20 protein-coding genes are annotated in these 21,106 nt (G+C 66.1%); 8 read left to right on the top strand and 12 right to left on the bottom strand.

The window, feature by feature from the left end:
* Positions 1-38: 38 nt before the first annotated feature.
* Complete coding sequence (locus VF649_RS06100) at positions 39-1,658, bottom strand: putative bifunctional diguanylate cyclase/phosphodiesterase (protein ID WP_331011070.1); 1,620 nt, start codon at positions 1,656-1,658, stop codon at positions 39-41.
* Between the two features lie 202 nt (positions 1,659-1,860).
* On the opposite strand from VF649_RS06100, the gene ffh reads away from it, so the two are divergent.
* From ffh to rimM, 3 genes are all read left to right on the top strand, one after another.
* On the top strand, positions 1,861-3,318 hold the full coding sequence (ffh, locus tag VF649_RS06095; protein WP_331011069.1) for a signal recognition particle protein: 1,458 nt from the start codon (positions 1,861-1,863) through the stop codon (positions 3,316-3,318).
* A gap of 79 nt (positions 3,319-3,397) precedes the next feature.
* Complete coding sequence (gene rpsP / locus VF649_RS06090; protein ID WP_331011068.1) at positions 3,398-3,835, top strand: 30S ribosomal protein S16; 438 nt, start codon at positions 3,398-3,400, stop codon at positions 3,833-3,835.
* A 55-nt stretch (positions 3,836-3,890) separates the two neighbouring features.
* The gene (gene rimM, locus VF649_RS06085; RefSeq protein ID WP_331011067.1) at positions 3,891-4,370 is read left to right on the top strand and encodes a ribosome maturation factor RimM; all 480 of its coding nucleotides are present in this window, start codon (positions 3,891-3,893) and stop codon (positions 4,368-4,370) included.
* 9 nt (positions 4,371-4,379) lie between these two features.
* Here the strand turns inward: rimM and VF649_RS06080 are convergent, their stop codons facing one another.
* On the bottom strand, positions 4,380-5,303 hold the full coding sequence (locus VF649_RS06080) for an NAD(P)/FAD-dependent oxidoreductase (RefSeq protein ID WP_331011066.1): 924 nt from the start codon (positions 5,301-5,303) through the stop codon (positions 4,380-4,382).
* 97 nt (positions 5,304-5,400) lie between these two features.
* Between VF649_RS06080 and trmD the strand changes: the two genes are divergently transcribed.
* The 3 genes from trmD (at position 5,401) to trxB (ending at position 7,680) form a co-directional block, all read left to right on the top strand.
* Positions 5,401-6,141 (top strand): tRNA (guanosine(37)-N1)-methyltransferase TrmD, encoded by a 741-nt coding sequence (trmD, locus tag VF649_RS06075; RefSeq protein WP_331011065.1) that lies wholly within the window; start codon positions 5,401-5,403, stop codon positions 6,139-6,141.
* Position 6,142: 1 nt separating this feature from the next.
* The gene (gene rplS, locus VF649_RS06070; RefSeq protein ID WP_331011064.1) at positions 6,143-6,532 is read left to right on the top strand and encodes a 50S ribosomal protein L19; all 390 of its coding nucleotides are present in this window, start codon (positions 6,143-6,145) and stop codon (positions 6,530-6,532) included.
* Between the two features lie 182 nt (positions 6,533-6,714).
* Positions 6,715-7,680 (top strand): thioredoxin-disulfide reductase, encoded by a 966-nt coding sequence (trxB, locus tag VF649_RS06065; protein WP_331011063.1) that lies wholly within the window; start codon positions 6,715-6,717, stop codon positions 7,678-7,680.
* A 41-nt stretch (positions 7,681-7,721) separates the two neighbouring features.
* On the opposite strand, the gene tyrS is transcribed toward trxB, so the two are convergent.
* Positions 7,722-8,927, bottom strand: coding sequence for a tyrosine--tRNA ligase (gene tyrS, locus VF649_RS06060; RefSeq protein WP_331011062.1), 1,206 nt, complete (start codon positions 8,925-8,927; stop codon positions 7,722-7,724).
* 33 nt (positions 8,928-8,960) lie between these two features.
* Here tyrS and VF649_RS06055 point away from each other — a divergent pair, with 33 nt between their 5' ends.
* Entirely contained in the window at positions 8,961-10,055 is a 1,095-nt protein-coding gene (locus VF649_RS06055) for an anhydro-N-acetylmuramic acid kinase (RefSeq protein WP_331011061.1), read from the top strand.
* Here VF649_RS06055 and VF649_RS06050 read toward each other — a convergent pair.
* Genes VF649_RS06050 through VF649_RS06040 form a run of 3 tightly spaced genes read right to left on the bottom strand, consistent with a single transcriptional unit; the run spans position 9,991 to position 12,767 of the window.
* Positions 9,991-11,115: an acyltransferase gene (locus VF649_RS06050; protein ID WP_331011060.1), complete on the bottom strand. Its 1,125-nt coding sequence runs from the start codon at positions 11,113-11,115 to the stop codon at positions 9,991-9,993. The two genes, VF649_RS06055 and VF649_RS06050, sit on opposite strands and share 65 nt — an antisense overlap.
* Positions 11,116-11,142: 27 nt before the next feature.
* Positions 11,143-12,321 (bottom strand): vWA domain-containing protein, encoded by a 1,179-nt coding sequence (locus VF649_RS06045; protein ID WP_331011059.1) that lies wholly within the window; start codon positions 12,319-12,321, stop codon positions 11,143-11,145.
* The gene (locus VF649_RS06040) at positions 12,321-12,767 is read right to left on the bottom strand and encodes a DUF6530 family protein (protein WP_331011058.1); all 447 of its coding nucleotides are present in this window, start codon (positions 12,765-12,767) and stop codon (positions 12,321-12,323) included. The genes VF649_RS06045 and VF649_RS06040 overlap by 1 nt, the downstream gene beginning before the upstream one ends.
* A 276-nt stretch (positions 12,768-13,043) precedes the next feature.
* Between VF649_RS06040 and VF649_RS06035 the strand changes: the two genes are divergently transcribed.
* Complete coding sequence (locus VF649_RS06035) at positions 13,044-14,201, top strand: aspartyl/asparaginyl beta-hydroxylase domain-containing protein (RefSeq protein ID WP_331011057.1); 1,158 nt, start codon at positions 13,044-13,046, stop codon at positions 14,199-14,201.
* Here the strand turns inward: VF649_RS06035 and VF649_RS06030 are convergent.
* The 6 genes from VF649_RS06030 to dnaG form a co-directional block, all read right to left on the bottom strand.
* Positions 14,189-14,746, bottom strand: a complete 558-nt coding sequence (locus VF649_RS06030) for a hypothetical protein (RefSeq protein ID WP_331011056.1) — start codon at positions 14,744-14,746, stop codon at positions 14,189-14,191. The genes VF649_RS06035 and VF649_RS06030 overlap by 13 nt on opposite strands.
* A 31-nt stretch (positions 14,747-14,777) precedes the next feature.
* Entirely contained in the window at positions 14,778-15,200 is a 423-nt protein-coding gene (locus VF649_RS06025; protein ID WP_331011055.1) for a GFA family protein, read from the bottom strand.
* Positions 15,197-16,042, bottom strand: a complete 846-nt coding sequence (locus VF649_RS06020) for a MoxR family ATPase (protein WP_331011054.1) — start codon at positions 16,040-16,042, stop codon at positions 15,197-15,199. Before VF649_RS06020 ends, VF649_RS06025 begins: the two co-directional genes overlap by 4 nt.
* A 69-nt stretch (positions 16,043-16,111) precedes the next feature.
* The gene (locus VF649_RS06015) at positions 16,112-16,774 is read right to left on the bottom strand and encodes a DUF6975 family protein (RefSeq protein WP_331011053.1); all 663 of its coding nucleotides are present in this window, start codon (positions 16,772-16,774) and stop codon (positions 16,112-16,114) included.
* A 266-nt stretch (positions 16,775-17,040) separates the two neighbouring features.
* Positions 17,041-19,062: an RNA polymerase sigma factor RpoD gene (gene rpoD / locus VF649_RS06010; RefSeq protein WP_331011052.1), complete on the bottom strand. Its 2,022-nt coding sequence runs from the start codon at positions 19,060-19,062 to the stop codon at positions 17,041-17,043.
* Between the two features lie 18 nt (positions 19,063-19,080).
* A complete protein-coding gene (gene dnaG / locus VF649_RS06005) occupies positions 19,081-20,955 on the bottom strand; it encodes a DNA primase (protein ID WP_331011051.1) in 1,875 nt (624 codons plus the stop codon).
* Positions 20,956-21,106: the final 151 nt, after the last annotated feature.

Here is a 21,106-nt window from a genome sequence, read left to right as displayed (position 1 = left end):
ACGGGGGAAGTCCACTGGCCGCGCGGTCACAGCGGGGCTCAGGCGGCGCGGGCGGTGCCGAGCAGGGCGCGGTCGGCAAGCAGCCTGCGGGTCTGGACGATGGTGAGCGGGCGGCCATAATACCAGCCCTGCGCCTTGTGGCAGCCAAGGGCCCGCAGCCGTTCGGCCAGGGCGGCGGTTTCGACCCCTTCGGCGGTCACCGTCACCAGCAGGCTGCGGCCGAGATGGGTGATCGCGTCGACGATCGCGATGCTTTCGGCATCGTCGCCCATCGCCATGACGAAGCTCTTGTCGATCTTGATCCGGTCGAACGGGAGCGCGCGCAGATGCGCGAGGCTGGAATAGCCGGTCCCGAAATCGTCCAGGGCTACCCGCACGCCCTGATTCTTGAGCGAAGTGACGATCGTCCGCGCCAACGGAAGATTGTCGAACAGCGCTGTTTCGGTGATCTCGATTTCCAGGCGATTGCCGGGAAAGCCGGCCTCCGTCAGCAGTTTCAGGATCTTTTCCGCGAACCACGGATCCTTCAGCTGGACCGGACTGATGTTGACCGACAGGGTCAGGCTGGGGTCCCAGCCCGCCGCATGTTCGAAGGCCTGCCGCATGATCGATAGCGAGAGATCGGAGATCAGCCCCGCGTCTTCGGCGATCGGAATGAAAACATCGGGCATGATGATGCCGTCGGTCGGGTGGTTCCAGCGCGCCAACACCTCGAACCCTTCCAGCCGTCCGCTGGCGAGATCGATCTGCTGTTCATAATAGGGGATGATCTGGCCGGCGGGGATTGCGGCGCGCAGACCGGATTCGATCGCGTTCCGCGTTTCCAGTTCGTGGCCCATGCCCGCATCGAACCAGCAGGCGCGGTCGCCGCCCGCTTTCTTGGCGGCCGACAATGCGATATCCGCACGACGGATCGCCGGTTCGACCGCGACATCACCCGCTTCGGTGCGCGCGATCCCGATCGACGTGGTGACATGCAGCATGTGGCGTCCGAACGCGATCGGCTGCGACAGCTTGGCCAGGATCGCGGCCGCGACGCTGTCGACCGAATGGGGCCGGTTGCGGTCGTACACCATCACGCAGGCAAACTCGTCCGCGCCCAGCCGGGCGACGGTCGCCGAAACCGGCGCCGTTTCCCGCAGGGCATCGGCCGACGCCATCAGCACCGCATCGCCCGCGTCGTGACCGGAGCCTTCGTTGATGGTACGGAAATTGTCGAGGTTGATCGTCAGCACGGCGACCGCCAGCTTCCGCCGGCCGGCCGCAAGGAACGCAGCGCCGGCAAGATCCATGAGCGAGCGGCGATTGGCGAGGCCGGTCAGCGGATCGTGCGAGGCCAGCGTCTTCACCCGCGCCTCCAGCGTGCGACGCCCGCGGATCTCCTCGACCAGCCGGCGATGACGCAGGATCCCGATCAGGGTCAGCGCGATGTTCAGCAGCAATGCGGAAATCAGCATCTGCCGCGCAGCCGCGGGCGCGATGCTCAGCGGCAGATATTGGGTGCCGAGTGCGCCGAGAAATGCCACCAGCCACAAGGCGGCAACCAGAAGCGCCTGATCGCCAGGGCCAGTGCCCGGAAGAGGTGCGGTGGCGCCGATGCCGGACGGGCGGGCGCGGGTACGGGCGAGGAAGGGCCACATCGCCCAGGGGATTGCCATGCAGAAACTTTCCATCCCCTTAAAGCCGCAAGGTATCATGCCCCATCTTGAACGATTGTGTTTTTACGATCCGGCGCGTAAGGGATGCGCGACCGTTCCACCCGGAACCGATGTACAAGCGTCCGAGGACGCCCGCCGGCCAGCGAGTTTTCGCCCGCCGGCGTTTTGTGCGTTGGCGACAGGCGGAGCATAGGAGAAACGCATGTTCGAGACCCTGAGCGATCGCCTGAGCGGTGTGTTCGACAAGCTGCGCGGTCGTGGTGCGCTGGCCGAAGCGGACGTGCGCGCGGCGATGCGCGAGGTGCGGATCGCGTTGCTGGAAGCCGACGTCGCCCTGCCGGTGGTGCGCGAATTCGTCGAAAAAGCGACCGAGCAGGCGGTCGGCCAGAATGTGCTGAAGTCGGTGACTCCGGGTCAGCAGGTCGTCAAGATCGTCAACGACGCGCTGGTCGAGATGCTGGGATCGGACCAGGTCGACCTGGAGCTGGACGTCGCGCCGCCGGCGGTGGTGATGATGGTCGGCCTGCAGGGGTCGGGCAAGACCACGACGACCGCGAAGATCGCCAAGCGATTGACCGAGCGTGGCCGCAAGAAGGTGCTGATGGCGTCGCTGGACGTCAATCGCCCGGCCGCGCAGGAGCAGCTGGCGACGCTGGGCACGCAGACGTCGGTGGCGACCCTGCCGATCGTCGTGGGGCAGCAGCCGGTGGAGATTGCGCGGCGTGCGCTGCAATCCGCCAAGCTGCAGGGCTTCGACGTGGTGATGCTGGACACCGCCGGGCGCCTGCATGTCGACCAGGCGTTGATGGACGAGATGAAGGCGGTGGCCGACATCGCGACGCCGCACGAAATCCTGCTGGTGGTCGATGCGCTGACCGGACAGGACGCGGTCAATGTCGCGCGCAATTTCTCGGATCAGGTGCCGCTGACCGGCGTTGTGCTGACCCGGATGGACGGCGATGCACGTGGCGGCGCGGCGCTGTCGATGCGCGCGGTGACGGGCAAGCCGATCAAGTTCGTGGGCACTGGCGAAAAGCTGGACGGGCTGGAACTGTTCCACCCCGGCCGCGTCGCGGGGCGCATCCTGGGCATGGGCGACGTCGTGTCGCTGGTGGAACGCGCGGCCGAGACGATCAAGGAAGGCGAAGCCGAAGCGCTGGCCGCCAAGATGGCCAAGGGTCAGTTCGACATGAACGACCTGCGCGCGCAGCTGGCGCAGATGCAGCGGATGGGTGGCCTGTCCGGGCTGGCCGCGATGTTGCCGGGTGTGAAGCAGGTCAAGAATGCGATGGCGAACGGCCAGGCCGACGACAAGGTGCTGGTACGCATGGACGCGATCATCTCGTCGATGACGCCCAAGGAACGGATCAAGCCCGAACTGCTCAACGCGAAGCGCAAGATCCGGGTGGCCAAGGGATCCGGGACGACGGTGCAGGATGTCAACAAGCTGTTGAAGATGCACCAGGATATGTCGACCGCGATGAAGAAGATCCGGAAGATGGGCGGCCTGAAAGGGCTGGGCGCGCTGTTCGGCAAGGGCGGCATGGACGCCGCGCTGGGCGGGATGGCGCCGGGCATGGCGTTGCCGCCGGGCGGCCTGCCGGGCCTGGGTGGTCCGGGCAACCTGCCGCCAGGGTTCAAGGGGTTCAAGAAGAAATAGCCCCGCCCGTCCCGTTTTCCCGTGTGACCCTGTGTGACCTTTCGTTTTTCGTTCCCGTATTTCAAAGAAGGAAGTCAGTATGTCCGTTTCGATCCGCCTGTCGCGCGGTGGCGCCAAGAAGCGTCCTTATTACCGTATCGTCGTCGCCAATTCGCGCGCGCCGCGCGATGGCCGCTTCATCGAGAAGATCGGCACCTACAACCCGCTGCTCGCCAAGGATGACGAGAAGCGCGTGATCCTGGACACCGAGCGTGCCAAGCATTGGCTGGCGATGGGCGCGCAGCCGACCGACCGCGTCGCGCGCTTCTTCGATGCCGCCGGCGTGAAGGAGCGGGCCGCCCGTTCCAACCCGGACAAGGGCAAGCCGGGCGAGAAGGCCGTCGAGCGCGCCGAGGAGCGCGCCACCAAGGCCGCCGCCGCCGAAGCCGCCGCGAACGAAGCCAAGTCGGCGACCGATCCTGTCGAGGGCGCGCCCGATGCCGCCCCCGCCGAGGGCGCCGAGACGGCCGAGGCCTGATGTCCGACAGCCCCATCCGTGCCGGGCACGGATGGGGCGTTGATGGGTGTTCCGCATGACCGATCGTCCGATCACCCTGGCCGTCATCATCGGTGCACATGGCATCGCGGGCGAGGTCCGGTTGAAGCTGTTCGCCGAAGACGCCGACGGGCTGAAACGCTACGCCACGTTCAATGACGGCGCGCTGACGCTGAAATCCGTGCGGGCCGGGTCCAATGGCGCAATCGCGCGGTTCGCGGAGATTGCGGACCGCAACGCGGCCGAAGCGCGGCGTGGCACCGAGTTGTGGGTACCACGTGCGTCGCTGCCGCCGCTGGAACCCGGAGAATATTATCATGCCGACGTGATCGGCCTGCCGTGCATCGATGCGGCGGGCGTGGAGATCGGCCGGGTGGTGGCGATCGAGAATTTCGGCGCGGGTGACGTGATCGAGATCGAACGCCCCGATGGGAGACGCGCGATGACGCCGTTCAAAGAGCCGGCGGCGCTGCTGGAAGCCGACCGGGTCGTGGTGGACGACGCGTATCTGGTGTGACCGCCTGGCTCAGCGGATCAGTGCATGTGTAGCTGCAAGGTCGTTGCGAAGCGTGGTGGCCGCGACACCGGCCGCGCCCATGGCGTGGCTGATCTGGTCGAGACCGATCACGACGTCGCCAGCGGCATAAAGCCCGGGAATGCTGGTGCGCTGGTGGTCATCGACGCGCATGCAGCCATCGTCGCCATGCTCCGCCCCCAGACCCACCGCCAGTCGCGAGCGGATATCGGAACCCAGCGCGGGATAGATGCTGTCGAAGCCAAGATCACCGCCGGGTGTCGGGATCAGGATCTGGTCGCCGGCGATGCGGATGTCGCCACACGGCCCGCCGACACGGCGGATACCAAGCGTGTCGAGGTGGCCAATCTCGTCCGCCGTCAATTCTTCGTCGGCGCCCGGTGATACCAGGGTGACGTCGGCGGTGTAGCTGCGCAGGAAGACCGCTTCCTTCATGCCGTGCGTTCCGGTGCCGATCACGCCGACCTTGCGATCGGTGACCTCGTACCCGTCGCAGACCGGGCAGTAGCGGAGCAGCCCGCGTTCCAGCGCCTCGTGATGGACGGCGTCGCTCATCGGCGGGCGGGTGTTGACGACGCCGGTGGCCAGCAGGACGGCGCGGGCATACAGTGTCTCGCCCGTGTCCAGCACGACGTGGAAGCGGCCGTCGCCATTCCGGTCAAGTCGGTCGACCACCGCGTGGGTGACGGAGGCGCCATATCTTTCGGCCTGATGCCGCATCGCGGCGAGCAGTTCGGTGCCGCGAATGCCATCGGGATAGCCGGCATGGTTGTGGGTGCGCGGGATCAGCGCGGCACGGCTGCGTCCGGAATCGACGATCCGCGTATCGAGGTGGAAGCGCGTGAGATAGATCGCGGCGGTCAGTCCGGCGGGACCGCCGCCGATCACCAGCGCGTCATGGGTGTGTTCGCTCATCGATCACAGGCTCCGGACTGTCGGTTCGGAAAACCACGAGGCGGAGCTTCGTTCCGCGGGCCTTGCCAAGCCGCGCGTGCGGGGGGAAGGAGCGCCGATGACCTGGGCCGCGACGATCCTGACCTTGTACCCCGAGATGTTTCCCGGCCCGTTGGGCGCGAGCATGGCGGGGCGCGCGCTTTCGGACGGACTCTGGTCCTGCGATCCGGTGCAGATTCGCGACTACGCCACCGATCGGCACCGTTCCGTGGACGATACACCGGCAGGCGGCGGAGCCGGGATGGTGATGCGCGCCGACGTGTTGGCGCGGGCGGTGGATGCCGCGGCGGCACAGGCCCCGGAGCGGCCGTTGCTGGCGATGACACCGCGCGGTTCGCCGCTGACGCAGCACCGGGTCCGACGGCTGTCCACTGGGCCTGGCGTGATCATCCTGTGCGGGCGATTCGAGGGTATTGACGAGCGCTTGTTCGACGCGCGCGGGATCGAGCCGGTGTCGATCGGCGACTACATCCTGTCGGGCGGCGAAATGGCGGCGCTGACGCTGCTGGATGCTTGCGTCCGGCTGATTCCCGGCGTAATGGGCGCAGCTTCCAGCGGGGATGACGAGAGCTTCGAAACGGGGCTGCTCGAATATCCGCATTATACCCGCCCGGTGGAATGGGAAGGGCGCATGATCCCGCAGGTGCTGCGATCGGGGGATCATGCGAAGATCGAGGCCTGGCGCAAAGCCCAGGCGGAGATCGACACACGGTCACGGCGGCCGGATCTTTGGGAGCGCCATGAGGGCGCTCGGGTCCAGTCGCCCTCTGGCGCGCGGCAACGACAGAAGGACCGATGAGATGAACCTCATCCAGACGCTCGAAGCCGAGCAGATCGAAAAATACACCGCGGCCCGCGCGATCCCGGAATTCCGCCCTGGCGATACCGTCAAGGTCGGCGTGAAGGTGGTCGAAGGCGAACGCACCCGCGTCCAGTTCTATGAAGGCGTCTGCATCGCCCGCGCCCAGCGCGGGATGGGATCGTCCTTCACCGTCCGCAAGATCAGCTTCGGCGAGGGTGTCGAGCGCGTGTTCCCGCTCTATTCGCCGAACATCGATTCGATCGATGTCGTCCGCCGCGGCGTCGTGCGGCGGGCCAAGCTCTATTATCTGCGCGGTCGGACCGGCAAGTCCGCCCGGATCGTCGAGCGGCGCGATCCGCGCCCGGCCAAGGCGACGAACGAAGCGTAAGGCTTTCGTCTCCGGACAATGGAAGGCGCGGGGGGCAACCTCCGCGCCTTTTTCGTTGGGGTCGCCTCCTGCGCCGGGATGACGGAAGGGGAGGGGGCATCCGTCCCTGATCCATGTTCCGCTTGGGTTTGACGACCGTCGCGCCTATCTCCGCCGCAACAGATATCCCTTCCGGAGTTTCCATGGCCGCCGTCCATTCCACCCGCATGCTCATCCTCGGTTCCGGTCCGGCCGGGCTGTCCGCGGCCATCTACGGCGCGCGGGCTGGTCTGGCCCCGATCGTGGTGCAGGGCATCCAGCCGGGCGGGCAATTGATGACGACGACCGATGTGGAAAACTACCCTGGTTTCAAGGACGTGATCCAGGGCCCCTGGTTGATGGACCAGATGCAGGCGCAGGCCGAGCATGTCGGCGCGACGATGATGTGGGACCAGATCGTATCGGTGGACCTCTCGCAGCGGCCGTTCCGGCTGGTGGGCGATGACGGCACCATTTATTCCGGCGACACGCTGGTCGTCGCCACCGGTGCGCAGGCGCGCTGGCTGGGCCTGGAAAGCGAAACCGCCCTGCGCGGCCGGGGCGTGTCCGCCTGCGCGACCTGCGACGGATTTTTCTATCGCGGCAAGAAGGTGGCGGTGATCGGTGGCGGCAATACCGCGGTGGAGGAGGCGCTGTACATGACCAACCACAGCCATCATGTGACGCTGATCCACCGCCGCGACACCCTGCGCGCAGAACGAATCCTGCAGGAACGGCTGTTCGCGCATCCGAACGTGAACGTCCTGTGGAACCGGGAAGTGGCGGAGTTCGTGGCGGGCGCGGGCAATGAAGGCCTGGTCGCGCTCGACCTGCGCGACACGCGGACCGGCGCGATCGAGCGATTGCCGGTCGATGGCGGCTTCGTCGCGATCGGGCATCATCCGTCGACCGAGCTGTTCAAGGGGCATCTCGACACCGATGCCGACGGCTATCTGGAGGTGCAGCCAGGGACGACGCGCACCAATGTCGCGGGCGTGTTCGCGTGCGGCGACGTGATGGACAAGCATTATCGCCAGGCGATTACGGCGGCCGGCACCGGTTGCATGGCGGCGCTGGATGCGGAGCGGTTTCTGGCGGAGGCGGATTTCGTGCGGGAAGCGGCGGAGTAGGGGCAGGCGGAACCGCACCCCCGCCTTCGCGGAGGGGTCCATCAGTTGCCGATCAGGCCGTGCTTCTTCTTGCCGAGAGAAAGGCGGCCGGCGGCGAGCGTCTGGGCCGCGTCGGTGATCGCAACGCCGTCGAGCCGGACGGCGCCTTCGCCGATCTTTCTGCGGGCCTCGCCATTGGAGGCTGCAAAGCCTAACTGCACCAGCGCATCGACCACACCGATCGGACCGGAAACGGTCGGCAGTGCCCCGCCGCTGCTGCCTTCCTCGAACGTCCGGCGTGCGGTTTCGGCCGCTTCGGCTGCGGCAGTGGCGCCGCGGCAGAGGGCGGTTGCGGCATCCGCGAGCACTTTCTTCGCCGCGTTGATTTCCGCGCCTTGCAGCGCCTCCAGTCTGGCGATTTCGTCAAGCGGGAGATCGGTGAACAGGCGGAGGAAGCGGCCGACATCGCGGTCGTCGGTGTTCCGCCAATATTGCCAATAGTCGTAGTGCGGCAGCTGATCCTCATGCAGCCAGACCGCGCCCGACACCGTCTTGCCCATCTTGCCGCCGTCCGCGGTGGTGAGCAGGGGGGTGGTGATGCCGAACACTTCGGTGCCATCCACACGGCGGGCCAGTTCGATGCCGTTGACGATGTTGCCCCACTGATCCGATCCGCCCATCTGCAACCGGCATTCGGCGCGGCGGGACAGTTCCAGGAAATCGTAGGCCTGGAGAATCATATAGTTGAATTCAAGGAAGCTGAGCGACTGTTCGCGGTCCAGCCGGAGCTTGACCGAATCGAAGCTGAGCATCCGGTTGATCGAAAAATGCTGTCCGATGTCGCGCAGGAACGGGATATAGGCGAGCGCGTCGAGCCATTCGGCATTGTCGAGCATGACGGCATCGGTGGGGCCGTCGCCAAAGACTAGGAAGCGTTCGAAGATCCGCTTGATCGACGCCACGTTGATGGCGAGCGTGTCGGTGGTCAGCAGCTTGCGCGCTTCGTCCTTGAAACTGGGATCGCCGATCTTGCCGGTGCCGCCCCCCATCAGCACGATGGGCTTGTGCCCCGCCTGTTGCAGGCGGCGGAGCAGCATGATCTGGACCAGGCTGCCGACATGCAGCGAGGGGGCCGTCGGATCGAACCCGATATAGCCCGGCACGATCCGGGTCGTGGCCAGCGCATCGAGCGCGACGGCGTCGGTCGTCTGGTGGATATAGCCGCGGCTATCGAGTAGGCGCAGCAGTTCGGAGCGATATTCGATCATGACGCGCGGGCGTCTAGCATGGAGAATGGGGCCATGGGTAGCGTGCTGGCGATCGGCCTGATGTCCGGTACCTCGCTCGACGGGATCGATGCGGCGCTGGTCGAAACCGACGGCGTCGGACATGTCCGCCCGATCGCGTTCCGCAGCGATCCGTATCCCGAAGCCGTGCGCGCGCAGTTGCGTGCGGCGTCGGCACGGGCGTTGCAGGCCAGGCGGCCGGAGCCGAGCGCCACGATGACGGCGGCGGCGAATGTCGTGACGGAGCGCCATGCCACAACCGTGAGCGCGCTGCTGCTGGAGGCGGGGGTTGCCGCCGCGGATGTGGCGGTCGTGGGCTTTCACGGACAGACGGTGGCGCATCGCCCCGATCGCGGCTGGACCTGGCAGATCGGCGACGGCGCGGCGCTGGCGGCGACGCTGGGGATCGTGGTGGTCGATGATTTCCGGTCGGCCGATGTCGCGGCGGGCGGGCAGGGGGCGCCATTGTTGCCGGTCTATCACGCGGCGCTATGCGCCCGTCTGCCGCGGCCGGTGGCGGTGCTGAACCTGGGCGGCGTCGGCAATCTGACCTGGATCGGGGCCGATGGCGGGTTGATCGCGTTCGACACCGGCCCGGCCAATGCGTTGATCGACGATTGGGTACGGGCCGAAGCGGGGCAGTCTCATGATGCCGGCGGGGCGCTCGCCGCGCAGGGCCGTGTCGACCAGACCGTGCTGACCAACATGCTCGATACGCCGTGGTTCGACCTGCCACCGCCCAAGTCGCTGGACCGTGACGATTTCTCGATGCAGCCGGCGCGTGGCCTGTCCGTGGTGGACGGGGCCGCGACGTTGACGGCGTTCACGGCGGAAACCGTCTCGCTGGCGCTGCGGCTCGTGCCGCAACGGCCGGTGCGGTTGTTCGTGGCAGGCGGGGGGCGTCACAATGCGACGCTGATGCAGATGATCGCGGCGCGCGTGGGCATGCGGGCGGAGCCGATCGAGGCGATGGGCTGGGACGGGGATGCGACCGAGGCGGAGGGCTTCGCCTATATGGCGGTGCGGACGCTCGCCGGACTGCCGATCAGCTTTCCGGGTACGACGGGGGTGCCGGCGGCGATGGCGGGCGGGGTGATCCACCGCCCGTGAGCGATCCGGCGGAGCGGTCCCGCCAGCGCCCATAGAAGCGGCGGATACCGCGCAGCGCCGGACGTTCGATGCGATCGGTCACCAGCGCGGCAAGCAGCATCATGGCCGTGGTGGCGATCAGGACAGCGACAGTCGGCGACAGCCCGCGTGCCTCCAGCCCTTCGATCAGAACATAGCCGATCATCTGGTGCAGCAGATAGAGGCTGTAGGAAATACCGCCGAGCCAGACGAGCGGCGGCCAGCGGAGCGGTGACGATCCCCGCAACGCGATCAGCAGGATGGCGGCGGTGACGATCAGCGCCGCGGCGAGTGCTGCGCCGCCCTGGCATGCTGCGACCGTGGCCAGCGCGAACAGGATCACTCCGGTGGCCCCGCGTGCACCGGTGCCGGTGCGCAGGCGGTAGGTGGCGATGCCGATCGCGAAATAGGGGATATGGGCCTGAACGAGGAGCAGGCCCAGCAGCCAGGACGGCTCCCACCCCACCAGCAGCGGGGCGTATGTCCAGACCCAGGGCAGTAACAGCCAGGCCGTGAGCAGCCCGTTCAGCCGCCGGAACCCGCCCACCCGCCACAGCGCCGCCAGGACGGCGTAGAACGTCAGTTCGATTGCCAGTGTCCAATAGACGTCGTCGACCGCCGGCAGACGCAGGAAGCTCTGCAGCATCGTCAGGTTGGCGAGAACGATCCAGGGTGATCGCAGCAGATCGGATCGGCCGCTGAGCCACAGGACTGCGGTGGTGAGAAGGATCGCGGTCCAATAGGCCGGATAGAGCCGCGACACCCGCGCGATCACGAAATCGGACAGCGAGCGCGTGCGATCCAGCGTGACGAAGATCACGAAGCCGCTGATCACGAAGAAGAGCTGCACGCCGTAATGGCCCCAGGGAACGCCCCAGACGAGTGGTCGGGCGTGGCCGTGGATCTGCTGATAGCGGGTCGTGAAATGGAACAGCAGCACCGCCAGCGCCGCCAATCCCCGCAGGGCGTCAAGCTCCGCCAGCCGGGCGGGCCGCGAAGCGCATGGCGTCACGTCGATCATGCGATCGGCGTCTAACGGCAAGGCGTTAGCAACCGGTTCCAGGACATGTCAGGCCTTGCGCGTCAGGGTCCGCATCGCGTCGTCCAGTCCGTCGAGCGTCAACGGGTACATGCGGTCCGCCATCAGATCGCGCAGGATCGCGGTCGATTGCGAATAATCCCAATGCTGGCTCGGGGCAGGATTGAGCCAGACGGCGCTGGGATAGACATGGGTCATCCGCTCGATCCATATGGCCCCGGCTTCCTCGTTCATATGTTCGACCGAGCCGCCGGGTACCTGGATCTCATAGGGGCTCATCGCCGCGTCGCCGACGAAGACCAGCTTGTAGTCATGCCCATATTTATGGAGCACGTCCCAGGTCGGGGTGCGTTCCGTGAACCGGCGCCGATTATCCTTCCAGACGCCTTCATAGACGCAGTTGTGGAAATAGAAGAATTCGAGATGCTTGAATTCCGCAGTCGCAGCCGAGAACAGTTCCTCACACAGCTTGACATGCGCGTCCATCGAACCGCCGATGTCGAGGAACAGCAGCAATTTGATGGCGTTGCGACGTTCGGGACGCATGCGAACGTCCAGCCAGCCCTGTTTGGCGGTGCCGGCGATGGTGGCGTCGAGATCGAGTTCATCGGCGGCGCCATCACGCGCGAACCGGCGGAGCCGGCGGAGCGCGATCTTGATATTGCGGGTGCCGAGTTCCTTGCTGCTGTCGAGATTGCGGAATTCGCGCTTGTCCCACACCTTGACCGCGCGGTTGTGCCGCCCTTCGCCGCCGATCCGCACACCTTCGGGGTTATAGCCGCCATGACCGAAGGGCGAGGTGCCGCCGGTGCCGATCCATTTCGACCCGCCTTCGTGACGCTCATGCTGTTCGGCCAGACGCTGTTTCAGCGTTTCCATGATCGCGTCCCAGTCACCCAGGCTCTCGATCTTCGCCATGTCCTCCGGGCTGAGATAGCGTTCGGCCACCTTGCGCAGCCAGTCCGCCGGGATCTCGGCTTCCGGGGCGCCGTAGCTGCTCTCGATACCCTTGAAGACTTTCGCGAACACCTGATCGAAGCGATCGAGCAGCCCCTCGTCCTTCACGAAGGTGGCGCGCGCGAGATAGTAGAAGTCCTCCGGCCGGCGGGCGATGACCTCCCGATCCAGCGCTTCCAGAAGCAGCAGATGTTCCTGCAGGCCGACCCGGATGCCGGCGCCGCGCAACGCGTCGAAGAAGTTCAGGAACATCAGACCCGCCCATCTTCGCGCAGGCGGATCATGACATCGGCAAGCGCGCCCAATCGGCGGACCAGCGTTTCGTCGGCGTCCAGGGCATGGCGAAGCGCATCGCGCGCCTTTTGCGGCTTGTGCTTGATCAGCATGGGCGCGGGCTGATTTTCGAAAAAGCCGCTGTCGACCGCGACCGGGCCCTCGGGCCGTTCATAGACCAGCGCCAGCATCGCCGCGAGATCGACCAGGCGGGAAAGCGGGATTTCCTCCGACTGGCGGGACCAGCGCTTGCCCGAATAGCGGACGATCTTGGCCGACAGTTCGTGCCGGTCCCATTGCGCCCAGCCGATACTGAGAAACTGGACATCGCTGTCGCCACCATGATCGGGATCGAGCGCGTTATAGGGCAAGGCATAGACCGGGGCGTGCGCGATATGGTCGGGAAAGGGCATTTGTTCGGACATTGACGCAATCGATCCCCGGTTCGGCATCAGTGGATTTCATGGATGTAGTAGATTTCGAAAAGCGTCACAAGCAACGTCGGCGCCGCGAGCGCATTCGTGTGTCTTAGAACAAGTGATTGATTTCGCTATCTATAAACTATTAGATTTATCAAAACTACTAGATTTTTACGAGCTTTCGGACCCAATGTCGCGCGCATTCAGCCAGGCGGCGGCTACGCTTGCCCCCGCTTTCGCGGCGCATCGGCAACGGCTAAGGCGGACAGCGGGAGGACGATTATGGCGGGTCTGACGGCGGCGGTCGTGGACGGATTACTGCGGGAGGGCGTGGCGGCGATGCAACGCCGCGATGCTGAGACGGCGCGTGCCCGCTTCGGTGCGGTCACCCGCGACGCGCCGGAAATCGGGCCGGCCTGGCTGTTGCTGGCGCAGGCCTGCCATCTGGCGGGAGATCCCGCCGCGGAGGATGCGGCGCTAGACCGATTGCTCGCGCTTGATGCGGATCATGTGCGCGGACTGATCATGAAGGGCGACCTGCGCCGGGCGGAGGCCGACGCCCGCGCGGCAACCGCCTTTTACACCAAGGCGGTCGCGATCGCGGGGGGCATGCCTTCGATCCCGCCCGCACTGGCATCCGATCTCGCGCGGGTCAGCGCGGTGCTGGCGGCCAACACCGTCGATTATGCCACGCATCTCGATCGCCGGCTGGCCGACGCCGGGCTGGGCGCGCTGGACGGGCGGATCGGCGAGGCAATCGCGCTGGCGACCGGCCGGGCGACGCTGTACCCGCAGGCGCCGACCAGCTTCTATGTGCCCGGTCTGCCGGCACGGCCCATTTACGACACCTCCGCGTTCGGCTGGGTGCCGGCGATGGAAGCCGCGACGCCGATGATCCGCGAGGAGTTGCTGGCCGTAATGGCGACGGATGTCGCCTTTCCGCCCTACCTCACCATCGATCCGCGCCGACCGCAACGCGCGCATGGCCTGCTGGGCAAGGCGGATTGGAGCGCATTGCATCTGTATCAGGATGGGCGGCCGCTGCCCGTGAATGCCGACCGCTGTCCGGCCACGATGGCCGCGCTGGCGCAGGCGCCGATGCCGCAGATCGTCGGCCGGTCTCCCATGGCGCTGTTTTCGCGACTGGAGCCGGGTACGCACATCCCGTTGCACAACGGCATGCTCAATTCCCGGCTGATCTGTCACCTGCCGTTGCTGGTGCCGGAGGGCCGGTGTCGGATGCGCGTCGGCAATGCGGTGCATCATTGGCGGGAAGGTGAACTGCTGATCTTCGACGATTCGATCGAGCATGAAGCCTGGAACGACAGCGCCGAGACGCGCGTCATCCTGTTGTTCGAGATCTGGCACCCCGATCTGAATGCGGGGGAACGCGCCGCGCTGACCACCATCTACGAAGCGGTCGGCGATTATGGTGCCTGATCGGGCGCGGCGGGTGCGATCCGCGCGTGCAGATAGTCGTAGCACTGGTTGATGCAGCGCCGGCCGAGAATTTCATAGAGCGCGGTCGTCCCGCCGCCGAGCGCGAGCGGGATCAGCCAGGCGCGGCGAGCGATGGCACCCGCAGCGGACGCACCGAACCGGCCGCTGCGTGCCACGCGGGTGCCGATCCGGCCGGCGGCGCGGGTGGCGACGCTGGCCGCGGCGCGCCGCGCCAGGCTGGACCCACGCAAGGTGGCCGCGACGGACGCCAGCGTCCCGGCCTTTGCGGCGGTGGGTGCATAATGCGCCAGCAGATCGGTAAGCCCGTGGAGCAGTTCCGGCTCCAGCTCGGCCTTTTGATCGGGGGTCAGCTGGTAGATGTCCTGAATGTCGGCGATCAGGTCGGTCACGGTCTCGCCCCAGATCGAACTGGCGATCCCCAGCGGTTCGGCGGCCTTCGCCCCGGCCTTGATCGCGCGTCGGTGAACATCGGCGCGGGCGCGGGTTCTGGCAGCGTCGAGGTCGGCAAGCGTGGTCAGCGGCATGACGGGTTCCAGCACGGAGCGGGGGCAGGGATCATGCGACCGGTGGCAGCTGGCCGGCATGGCAGGGGATGTCCGGGTCGATCGCCGCCCAAGCCGGGGCGGCCGATGCCCAGATCGTCGCTTCGGGCGCGGCATCGGCCGGATCATCGAGCGTTCCGGCGCGCAGGAAGGTGAGATGCGGGCGTTGTTCGGCGTTGCTGACGACGGGCGTCCCGCAATCGGGACAGAATCCACGGCGCATGGCGTTGCCGCTGTCGGCGGTGCTCCCATGCCAGCGCAGCGTGCCGGTGATGGTCACCGCGTCGGCGGGGAAGCAGACGTTCACGGTCGCCCCGCCACCGCCGAGATACTGGCAGAGCCGGCACCAGCAGGTGCGGACCGCAAGCGGCGCGGCGTCGGCACGGTAGCGCACCCTGCCGCACAGGCATCCCCCGGTACGCGGTGACGGGCTCATCCGCCCTGCCGCCGGGCGAGAAAGGCGAGGCGTTCGAAAAGCATGACATCCTGCTCATTCTTCAGGAGCGCGCCGTGCAGCGGCGGAATCGCCTTGCGACTGTCCTTCGATTGCAGCACTTCGAGCGGCATATCCTCCGCCAGCAGCAGTTTCAGCCAGTCGAGCAACTCGCTGGTCGATGGCTTCTTTTTCAGGCCCGGCACGTCGCGGACTTCGTAGAAGATGTCCATCGCGCGGTTGACCAGCAGCTTCTGGATGCCCGGAAAATGGACATCGATGATGGCCTGCATCGTGTCGCGATCCGGGAACTTGATATAATGGAAGAAGCAGCGGCGCAGGAAGGCGTCGGGCAGTTCCTTTTCATTGTTCGACGTGATGACGACGATCGGGCGTTCGCGCGCGGCGACGGTCTGTTTCGTCTCATAGACATCGAACGCCATGCGATCGAGTTCCTGCAGCAGGTCGTTCGGGAACTCGATATCCGCTTTGTCGATCTCGTCGATCAGCAGGACGGGCAGCGTGGGGCTTTCGAACGCCTCCCACAATTTGCCGCGGCGGATATAGTTGGCGATGTCGTGGACGCGCGCATCGCCAAGCTGGCCGTCGCGCAACCGGGCGACGGCATCATATTCATAGAGACCCTGTTGCGCCTTGGTGGTCGACTTGATGTGCCACTGGATCAGCGGGGCGCCGGCCGTGCGGGCGATTTCGTGCGCCAGCACGGTCTTGCCGGTGCCGGGTTCGCCTTTGACCAGCAGCGGACGGCGGAGCGTGACCGCCGCGTTGACCGCGACCTTCAGATCATCGGTGGCGACATAATCGTCGGTGCCTTCGAAGCGCATCGGTGGCGGCCCTTTCCGTGGACGTCAATACATCCCCGGATAGGCGGCGCGCCCGGTGATCGCAAGCGGTCAGCCGTGGCGACGCGCGTGGGCGCGGACCTCCAGCAGATCCCACAGCCCGCGATGCTGGAGCAGGAACTGGCGGACGCCGAACCCGATCGCGCGGCTGAGACCGGCGTCGGTCTCCACCGCGTCGATGGTCGCGGCGAGGCTGGCGGGGTCCGGAAGCAGCATGGGCACGGGATCGAGGCCGAAGCGCACGGCAGCGGCATCCAGCACCGGACGGATCGCAGCCCAATCCATCAGCAGCGCGGCCACCGCCCCGCTGGCGCATCCCGCCCGGTCCGAATGGGCCAGCGTTTCCAGCGCGTGTCGTTGCCCGAGAATTGCGGCCTGGCTGAATGCATGCCCCGGCGTGGCGGGGAGCGGCCCGACCGCGACGACCAGCCGCGCCAGAAAATCGCGTTCCTGTGCGAAGCCGCGGATGATGCGGGTCTGCACGGCACCCAGGATGTCGCCACCCCCCGCCAGATCCACCAACCCGGGATGACGACCATGAAGCACGGCCATGTGATGAACAATATCGGCCAGGTTGCGCGCGGATTCCGAGCCGGCAAGCAAAGCGCGATCCTGGCGCCAGCCATGGCCGAAGCTGCCGTCCTTCTGGACCAGCGCGACCATATCGGAGCCGAGCCCCGGCGCGACGCCGGTCGTGTTGAGCATTGAGGCCATCGATATACTCCTCGTGGCGGCGGAACGCCTGACCTCACTGCGATGGACGAATATCTATACCAGCCTGCGTAAAGACACGGTGTACGCGGCGTTAGCCATTTGAAAGTACATCAAAAATCGACACGGCATTTGCCGATGAAAACGCGTTTCCGTGCCGTTTCGGGACAACGGCGAGCCATGTAGGAATGCCCCCCGCATGATGCGGAGGGCATGGCCGTCTCTGAATCAACCCCGTCCCGCCGACGGGCGGACGCGTCCGATCGCGATCACTGATCGAGGAAGCTGCGCATCTTCCGGCTGCGGCTCGGGTGCTTCAACTTGCGCAGCGCCTTCGCTTCGATCTGACGGATGCGTTCGCGGGTCACGCTGAACTGCTGCCCGACCTCTTCCAGCGTGTGATCGGTGTTCATGCCGATACCGAACCGCATGCGCAGCACCCGTTCCTCGCGCGGGGTGAGCGACGCTAGCACGCGGGTCACGGTTTCCTTCAGATTCGCCTGGATGGCGGCATCGACGGGGATGATCGCATTCTTGTCCTCGATGAAGTCGCCAAGATGCGAATCCTCCTCGTCGCCGATCGGCGTTTCCAGGCTGATCGGTTCCTTGGCGATCTTCATCACCTTGCGCACCTTGTCGAGCGGCATCGACAGCCGTTCGGCCAGCTCCTCCGGCGTTGGTTCGCGGCCGATTTCATGCAGGATCTGGCGGCTGGTGCGGACCAGCTTGTTGATCGTCTCGATCATGTGAACCGGGATGCGGATCGTTCGCGCCTGATCCGCGATCGAGCGGGTGATCGCCTGACGAATCCACCAGGTGGCATAGGTGCTGAACTTGTAGCCGCGGCGATATTCGAACTTGTCGACCGCCTTCATCAGGCCGATATTGCCTTCCTGGATCAGATCCAGGAACTGCAGCCCGCGATTGGTGTATTTCTTCGCGATCGAGATGACGAGCCGCAGATTGGCCTCGACCATCTCCTTCTTCGCGATCCGCGCCTCGCGCTCCGCCTTTTGCACCATGTTGACGATGCGACGGAACTCGTTGAGCGACATGCCGGTCGCCTGGCTGATCTCTCCGATTTCCGCGCGCACGCGCTCGACCGCGTCGCCCTCGGTCGCCGCGAACGCCGCCCATTTCTTGTCGGTCTTGGCGTGCTTTTCCAGCCAGCCGTCTTCCAGCTCATGATCGACATAAGCGTCGAGGAACGCCTTGCGCGGGACCTTGTGACGCTCGGCCAAGCGCAACATCTGCCCACCAAGCGCGGTCAGGCGGCGGTTGAAGCTATAGAGCTGGTCGACCAGATATTCGATCTTCGCGCCGTGGAACTGGACGCTTTCGACCTGCTCGGTCAGCTCCTCGCGCAGCTTCTGGTATTTGCGTTCTTCGGACGCCGCAAAGTCGTCGCCATTGCTGAACGCGACCAGGCGCGCCTGCTGGACCTTGCTGAACTTCTTGTAGAGCGCCGTGATCGTGGCAAACTTTTCAAGCGCCATCGGCTTCAGCGTCTCTTCCATCTGCGCAAGGCTGAGGGTGTTGTCCTCCTCCTCCTCGTCATCGGATGGACGCGGAATACGGGGTTCGCCGCTTTCATCCTCGTCAGCGGCGGCTTCCTCGGGTTCGGGCTCGTCCTTGAACGAGGGTCCGGCGGTCTTTTCCGAAATCTCGTCGCCGTCCTCGGCCTGCTCGACCTGCTCCGGCGTTGGTCCCTTCGACAGCATGGCGTCCAGATCCAGGATCTCGCGCAGCTGGATCGTGCCTTCGTTGAGCGCGGTCGACCAGTCGATGATCGCGTTGAAGGTGATCGGGCTTTCGCACAGCCCCAGGATCATCGTGTCGCGCCCGGCCTCGATCCGCTTGGCGATCGCAATCTCGCCCTCGCGGCTGAGCAGTTCGACCGCCCCCATCTCGCGCAGATACATGCGGACGGGATCGTCGGTGCGATCGACCGTCTCCTTCTTGGCGGTCGCCTGCAGGACCTGGGCGGGGCCATCCTCGCTGATTTCCTCGGCGTCGTCCTGCGCATCCTCCTGCGCCTGCTCTTCCTCGCCGCCTTCCTCATTCTCGACGACGTTGACGCCCATTTCGTTGAGCGCGGACATGACGTCCTCGATCTGCTCCGACGACATCTGATCCTGCGGCAGCGCCTCGTTCAGCTGATCATAAGTGATGTAACCGCGCTTCTTGGCACGTGCGATCAGCTTTTTCAGCGTCGCTTCGTTCAAGTCGATCAGGGGCGCATCACCGGCATCCGGTTTCTCCTGCGCATCCACCGTGTTCGTCTTCGCCATGCCGTCCGATACCCTATCTCAATAATCGAGGCCGTCCTGGTTCGCCACCAGAGCGGCCAACGTCTGCGCAGCGGCATTGCGTGCCGCGCCCAGCCGCAACTGCTCGGCGTACGCCGCCTCGTCCTCCGGGTTTGCCTTGAACCGATCGGTCGCGTGGGCGAGCGCCGCTTCCAGCTCCGCCCGTTCCACAACCGCGTCAATCACCACGCCCAGATCGCGCACCGCACGTTCCGGGTCGGCATTGCCGCGCAGGAAGGAAAACGCAAGACCGTTCGTCCGGATCAGCTCTCCCGAAACGGCCGCGTGGCCACCTTCTTGCAATATGAGGGCAATTCCACCGCTTTCAAGCACCCGATCATCGAACGCAGCGTCCACCAGCGTGTCGCGAATCGCCGCCAACCCCGCGTCCGGGATCGGCAGCAGCGCCAACGCCTCATAATGTGTGCGTAGCGTCGACGGATAGCGCAGGATGCCGGCAAGGACGGCGCGTGCCACCAGCGACGTCACGCCGTCGTTGCCGATCGACCGGGCGCGGTCGGTCAGCGGACGGGGGGCGGGAACAAATCCCTTGCCTGGGACCCACATGCCGCGCCCGCCCGGTCGCGGTGACGAGTTTCGACCGCTCTGCTGTGGCTGGCGTTGAAACAACTGATCGAAGCGTTCGCGGAAATCCGCCTGATATTGCTCGCGAACATCGCGGTCAGCAATGGTCGCGCCGTGGTCGGCCAACCGACGGCGCAGGCCCGCGCGGGCCTCCGGCGTGTCCAGCGATGCGGCCGCAACCTCGATCGCCCACAGCCGGGCCGACAGCGGTTCGGCCCGGTCCAGCAGCGTTTCGAACGCGGCCCGGCCGGCCTGCGCGATCAGGTCGTCGGGATCCTGGCCCGGCGGCAGCGTCGCGAAGCGCAGCGTGCGGCCGGGCCGGATCAGCGGAAGCGCGCGAACGGCGGCGCGCGCCGCGGCCTTCTGCCCGGCCGGATCGCCGTCGAAGCAGAGGATCGGGATATCGGCCAGCTTCCACAGCCGTTCCATCTGGCTTTCGGTCAACGCGGTGCCGAGCGGCGCGACGCTCTCCGCGATCCCGGCGCGGTCGAGCGCGACAACGTCCATATAGCCCTCGACGACCAGTACCCGACCGGTCTTGCGTGCGGCGGCGGCGGCGCGATCAAGGTTGAACAGCGTGCGTCCCTTGTCGAACAGCGGCGTTTCGGGCGAGTTCAGATATTTCGGCTCGCCATCGCCCAGAATGCGGCCGCCGAACGCGATCGCGCGGCCGCGCTGATCGCGGATCGGGATCATCAGCCGTCCGCGAAACCGGTCATAGGGATCCTTGTCCTCGACCTGGATCAACAGGCCGGCCTCGACCAGCATCGGCACGCCGAACGACGCGAGCGCGGTCTTCAGCCGGTTGCGGGCATCGGGTGCGAAGCCGAAGCCGAATGCCGTGATCTGGGCCGGCGTGACCCCGCGTTTCGCGAGATAGGCGCGGGCGGGGGCGCCTTCCGGGCTGCCCAGCTGTTCGGTGAACCAGGTAGACGCGGCGGCCATCACATCGTGAAGGCCCAGCGCGCGCGCCTGCCGCTCGGCCGCGCGCGGATCGGCGGCGGGCACCTCCAGCCCGGCGGCGGCGGCCAGCTCCTTGACCGCATCCATGAACGGCAGGCCCTGCGCCTCGGTCAGGAACTTGATCGCATCGCCATGCGCGGAGCAGCCGAAGCAGTGGTAGAAGCCCTTCTCGTCATTGACGTAGAAGCTCGGCGACTTTTCCTGATGGAAGGGACAGCAGGCCCGATATTCGCGGCCGGCCTTTTGCAGCTTCACCGTGCGACCGATCAGCGTGCTGAGCATGGTGCGCGCGCGGAGTTCGTCAAGCCATTGCGGGGTGAGGGTCATGGGGTGGGGGCTGTGGGTGCGGTGGGTCTCTCGACTACGCTAGACACGAACGGAATTATGATGACGTTCGAGGTCACAACGAGGTCGATCCCACCTTCTCCGTTCGTCCCGCGCACCCAGCCGTTCGGAGGGCGGGCGAGCGAGATGCGAA

This window comes from Sphingomonas sp., from assembly GCF_036387535.1.
Lineage (GTDB): Bacteria > Pseudomonadota > Alphaproteobacteria > Sphingomonadales > Sphingomonadaceae > Sphingomonas_R.
This window is presented reverse-complemented; position numbering and strand designations above follow the sequence as displayed.

Bases quoted from the DNA above. Each gene is read 5' to 3' on its own strand.
- VF649_RS06040 (WP_331011058.1), bottom strand. From the start codon at position 12,767: ATGTCCGAACAAATGCCCTTTCCCGACCATATCGCGCACGCCCCGGTC.
- rplS (WP_331011064.1), top strand. From the start codon at position 6,143: ATGAACCTCATCCAGACGCTCGAAGCCGAGCAGATCGAAAAATACACC.
- rpoD (WP_331011052.1), bottom strand. From the start codon at position 19,062: ATGGCGAAGACGAACACGGTGGATGCGCAGGAGAAACCGGATGCCGGT.
- dnaG (WP_331011051.1), bottom strand. From the start codon at position 20,955: ATGACCCTCACCCCGCAATGGCTTGACGAACTCCGCGCGCGCACCATG.
- rimM (WP_331011067.1), top strand. From the start codon at position 3,891: ATGACCGATCGTCCGATCACCCTGGCCGTCATCATCGGTGCACATGGC.
- VF649_RS06020 (WP_331011054.1), bottom strand. From the start codon at position 16,042: ATGCGCTTCGAAGGCACCGACGATTATGTCGCCACCGATGATCTGAAG.
- VF649_RS06015 (WP_331011053.1), bottom strand. From the start codon at position 16,774: ATGGCCTCAATGCTCAACACGACCGGCGTCGCGCCGGGGCTCGGCTCC.
- rpsP (WP_331011068.1), top strand. From the start codon at position 3,398: ATGTCCGTTTCGATCCGCCTGTCGCGCGGTGGCGCCAAGAAGCGTCCT.
- VF649_RS06025 (WP_331011055.1), bottom strand. From the start codon at position 15,200: ATGAGCCCGTCACCGCGTACCGGGGGATGCCTGTGCGGCAGGGTGCGC.
- VF649_RS06055 (WP_331011061.1), top strand. From the start codon at position 8,961: ATGGGTAGCGTGCTGGCGATCGGCCTGATGTCCGGTACCTCGCTCGAC.
- trxB (WP_331011063.1), top strand. From the start codon at position 6,715: ATGGCCGCCGTCCATTCCACCCGCATGCTCATCCTCGGTTCCGGTCCG.
- VF649_RS06030 (WP_331011056.1), bottom strand. From the start codon at position 14,746: ATGCCGCTGACCACGCTTGCCGACCTCGACGCTGCCAGAACCCGCGCC.
- VF649_RS06035 (WP_331011057.1), top strand. From the start codon at position 13,044: ATGGCGGGTCTGACGGCGGCGGTCGTGGACGGATTACTGCGGGAGGGC.
- ffh (WP_331011069.1), top strand. From the start codon at position 1,861: ATGTTCGAGACCCTGAGCGATCGCCTGAGCGGTGTGTTCGACAAGCTG.
- VF649_RS06100 (WP_331011070.1), bottom strand. From the start codon at position 1,658: ATGGCAATCCCCTGGGCGATGTGGCCCTTCCTCGCCCGTACCCGCGCC.
- VF649_RS06045 (WP_331011059.1), bottom strand. From the start codon at position 12,321: ATGTTCCTGAACTTCTTCGACGCGTTGCGCGGCGCCGGCATCCGGGTC.
- VF649_RS06080 (WP_331011066.1), bottom strand. From the start codon at position 5,303: ATGAGCGAACACACCCATGACGCGCTGGTGATCGGCGGCGGTCCCGCC.
- tyrS (WP_331011062.1), bottom strand. From the start codon at position 8,927: ATGATCGAATATCGCTCCGAACTGCTGCGCCTACTCGATAGCCGCGGC.
- trmD (WP_331011065.1), top strand. From the start codon at position 5,401: ATGACCTGGGCCGCGACGATCCTGACCTTGTACCCCGAGATGTTTCCC.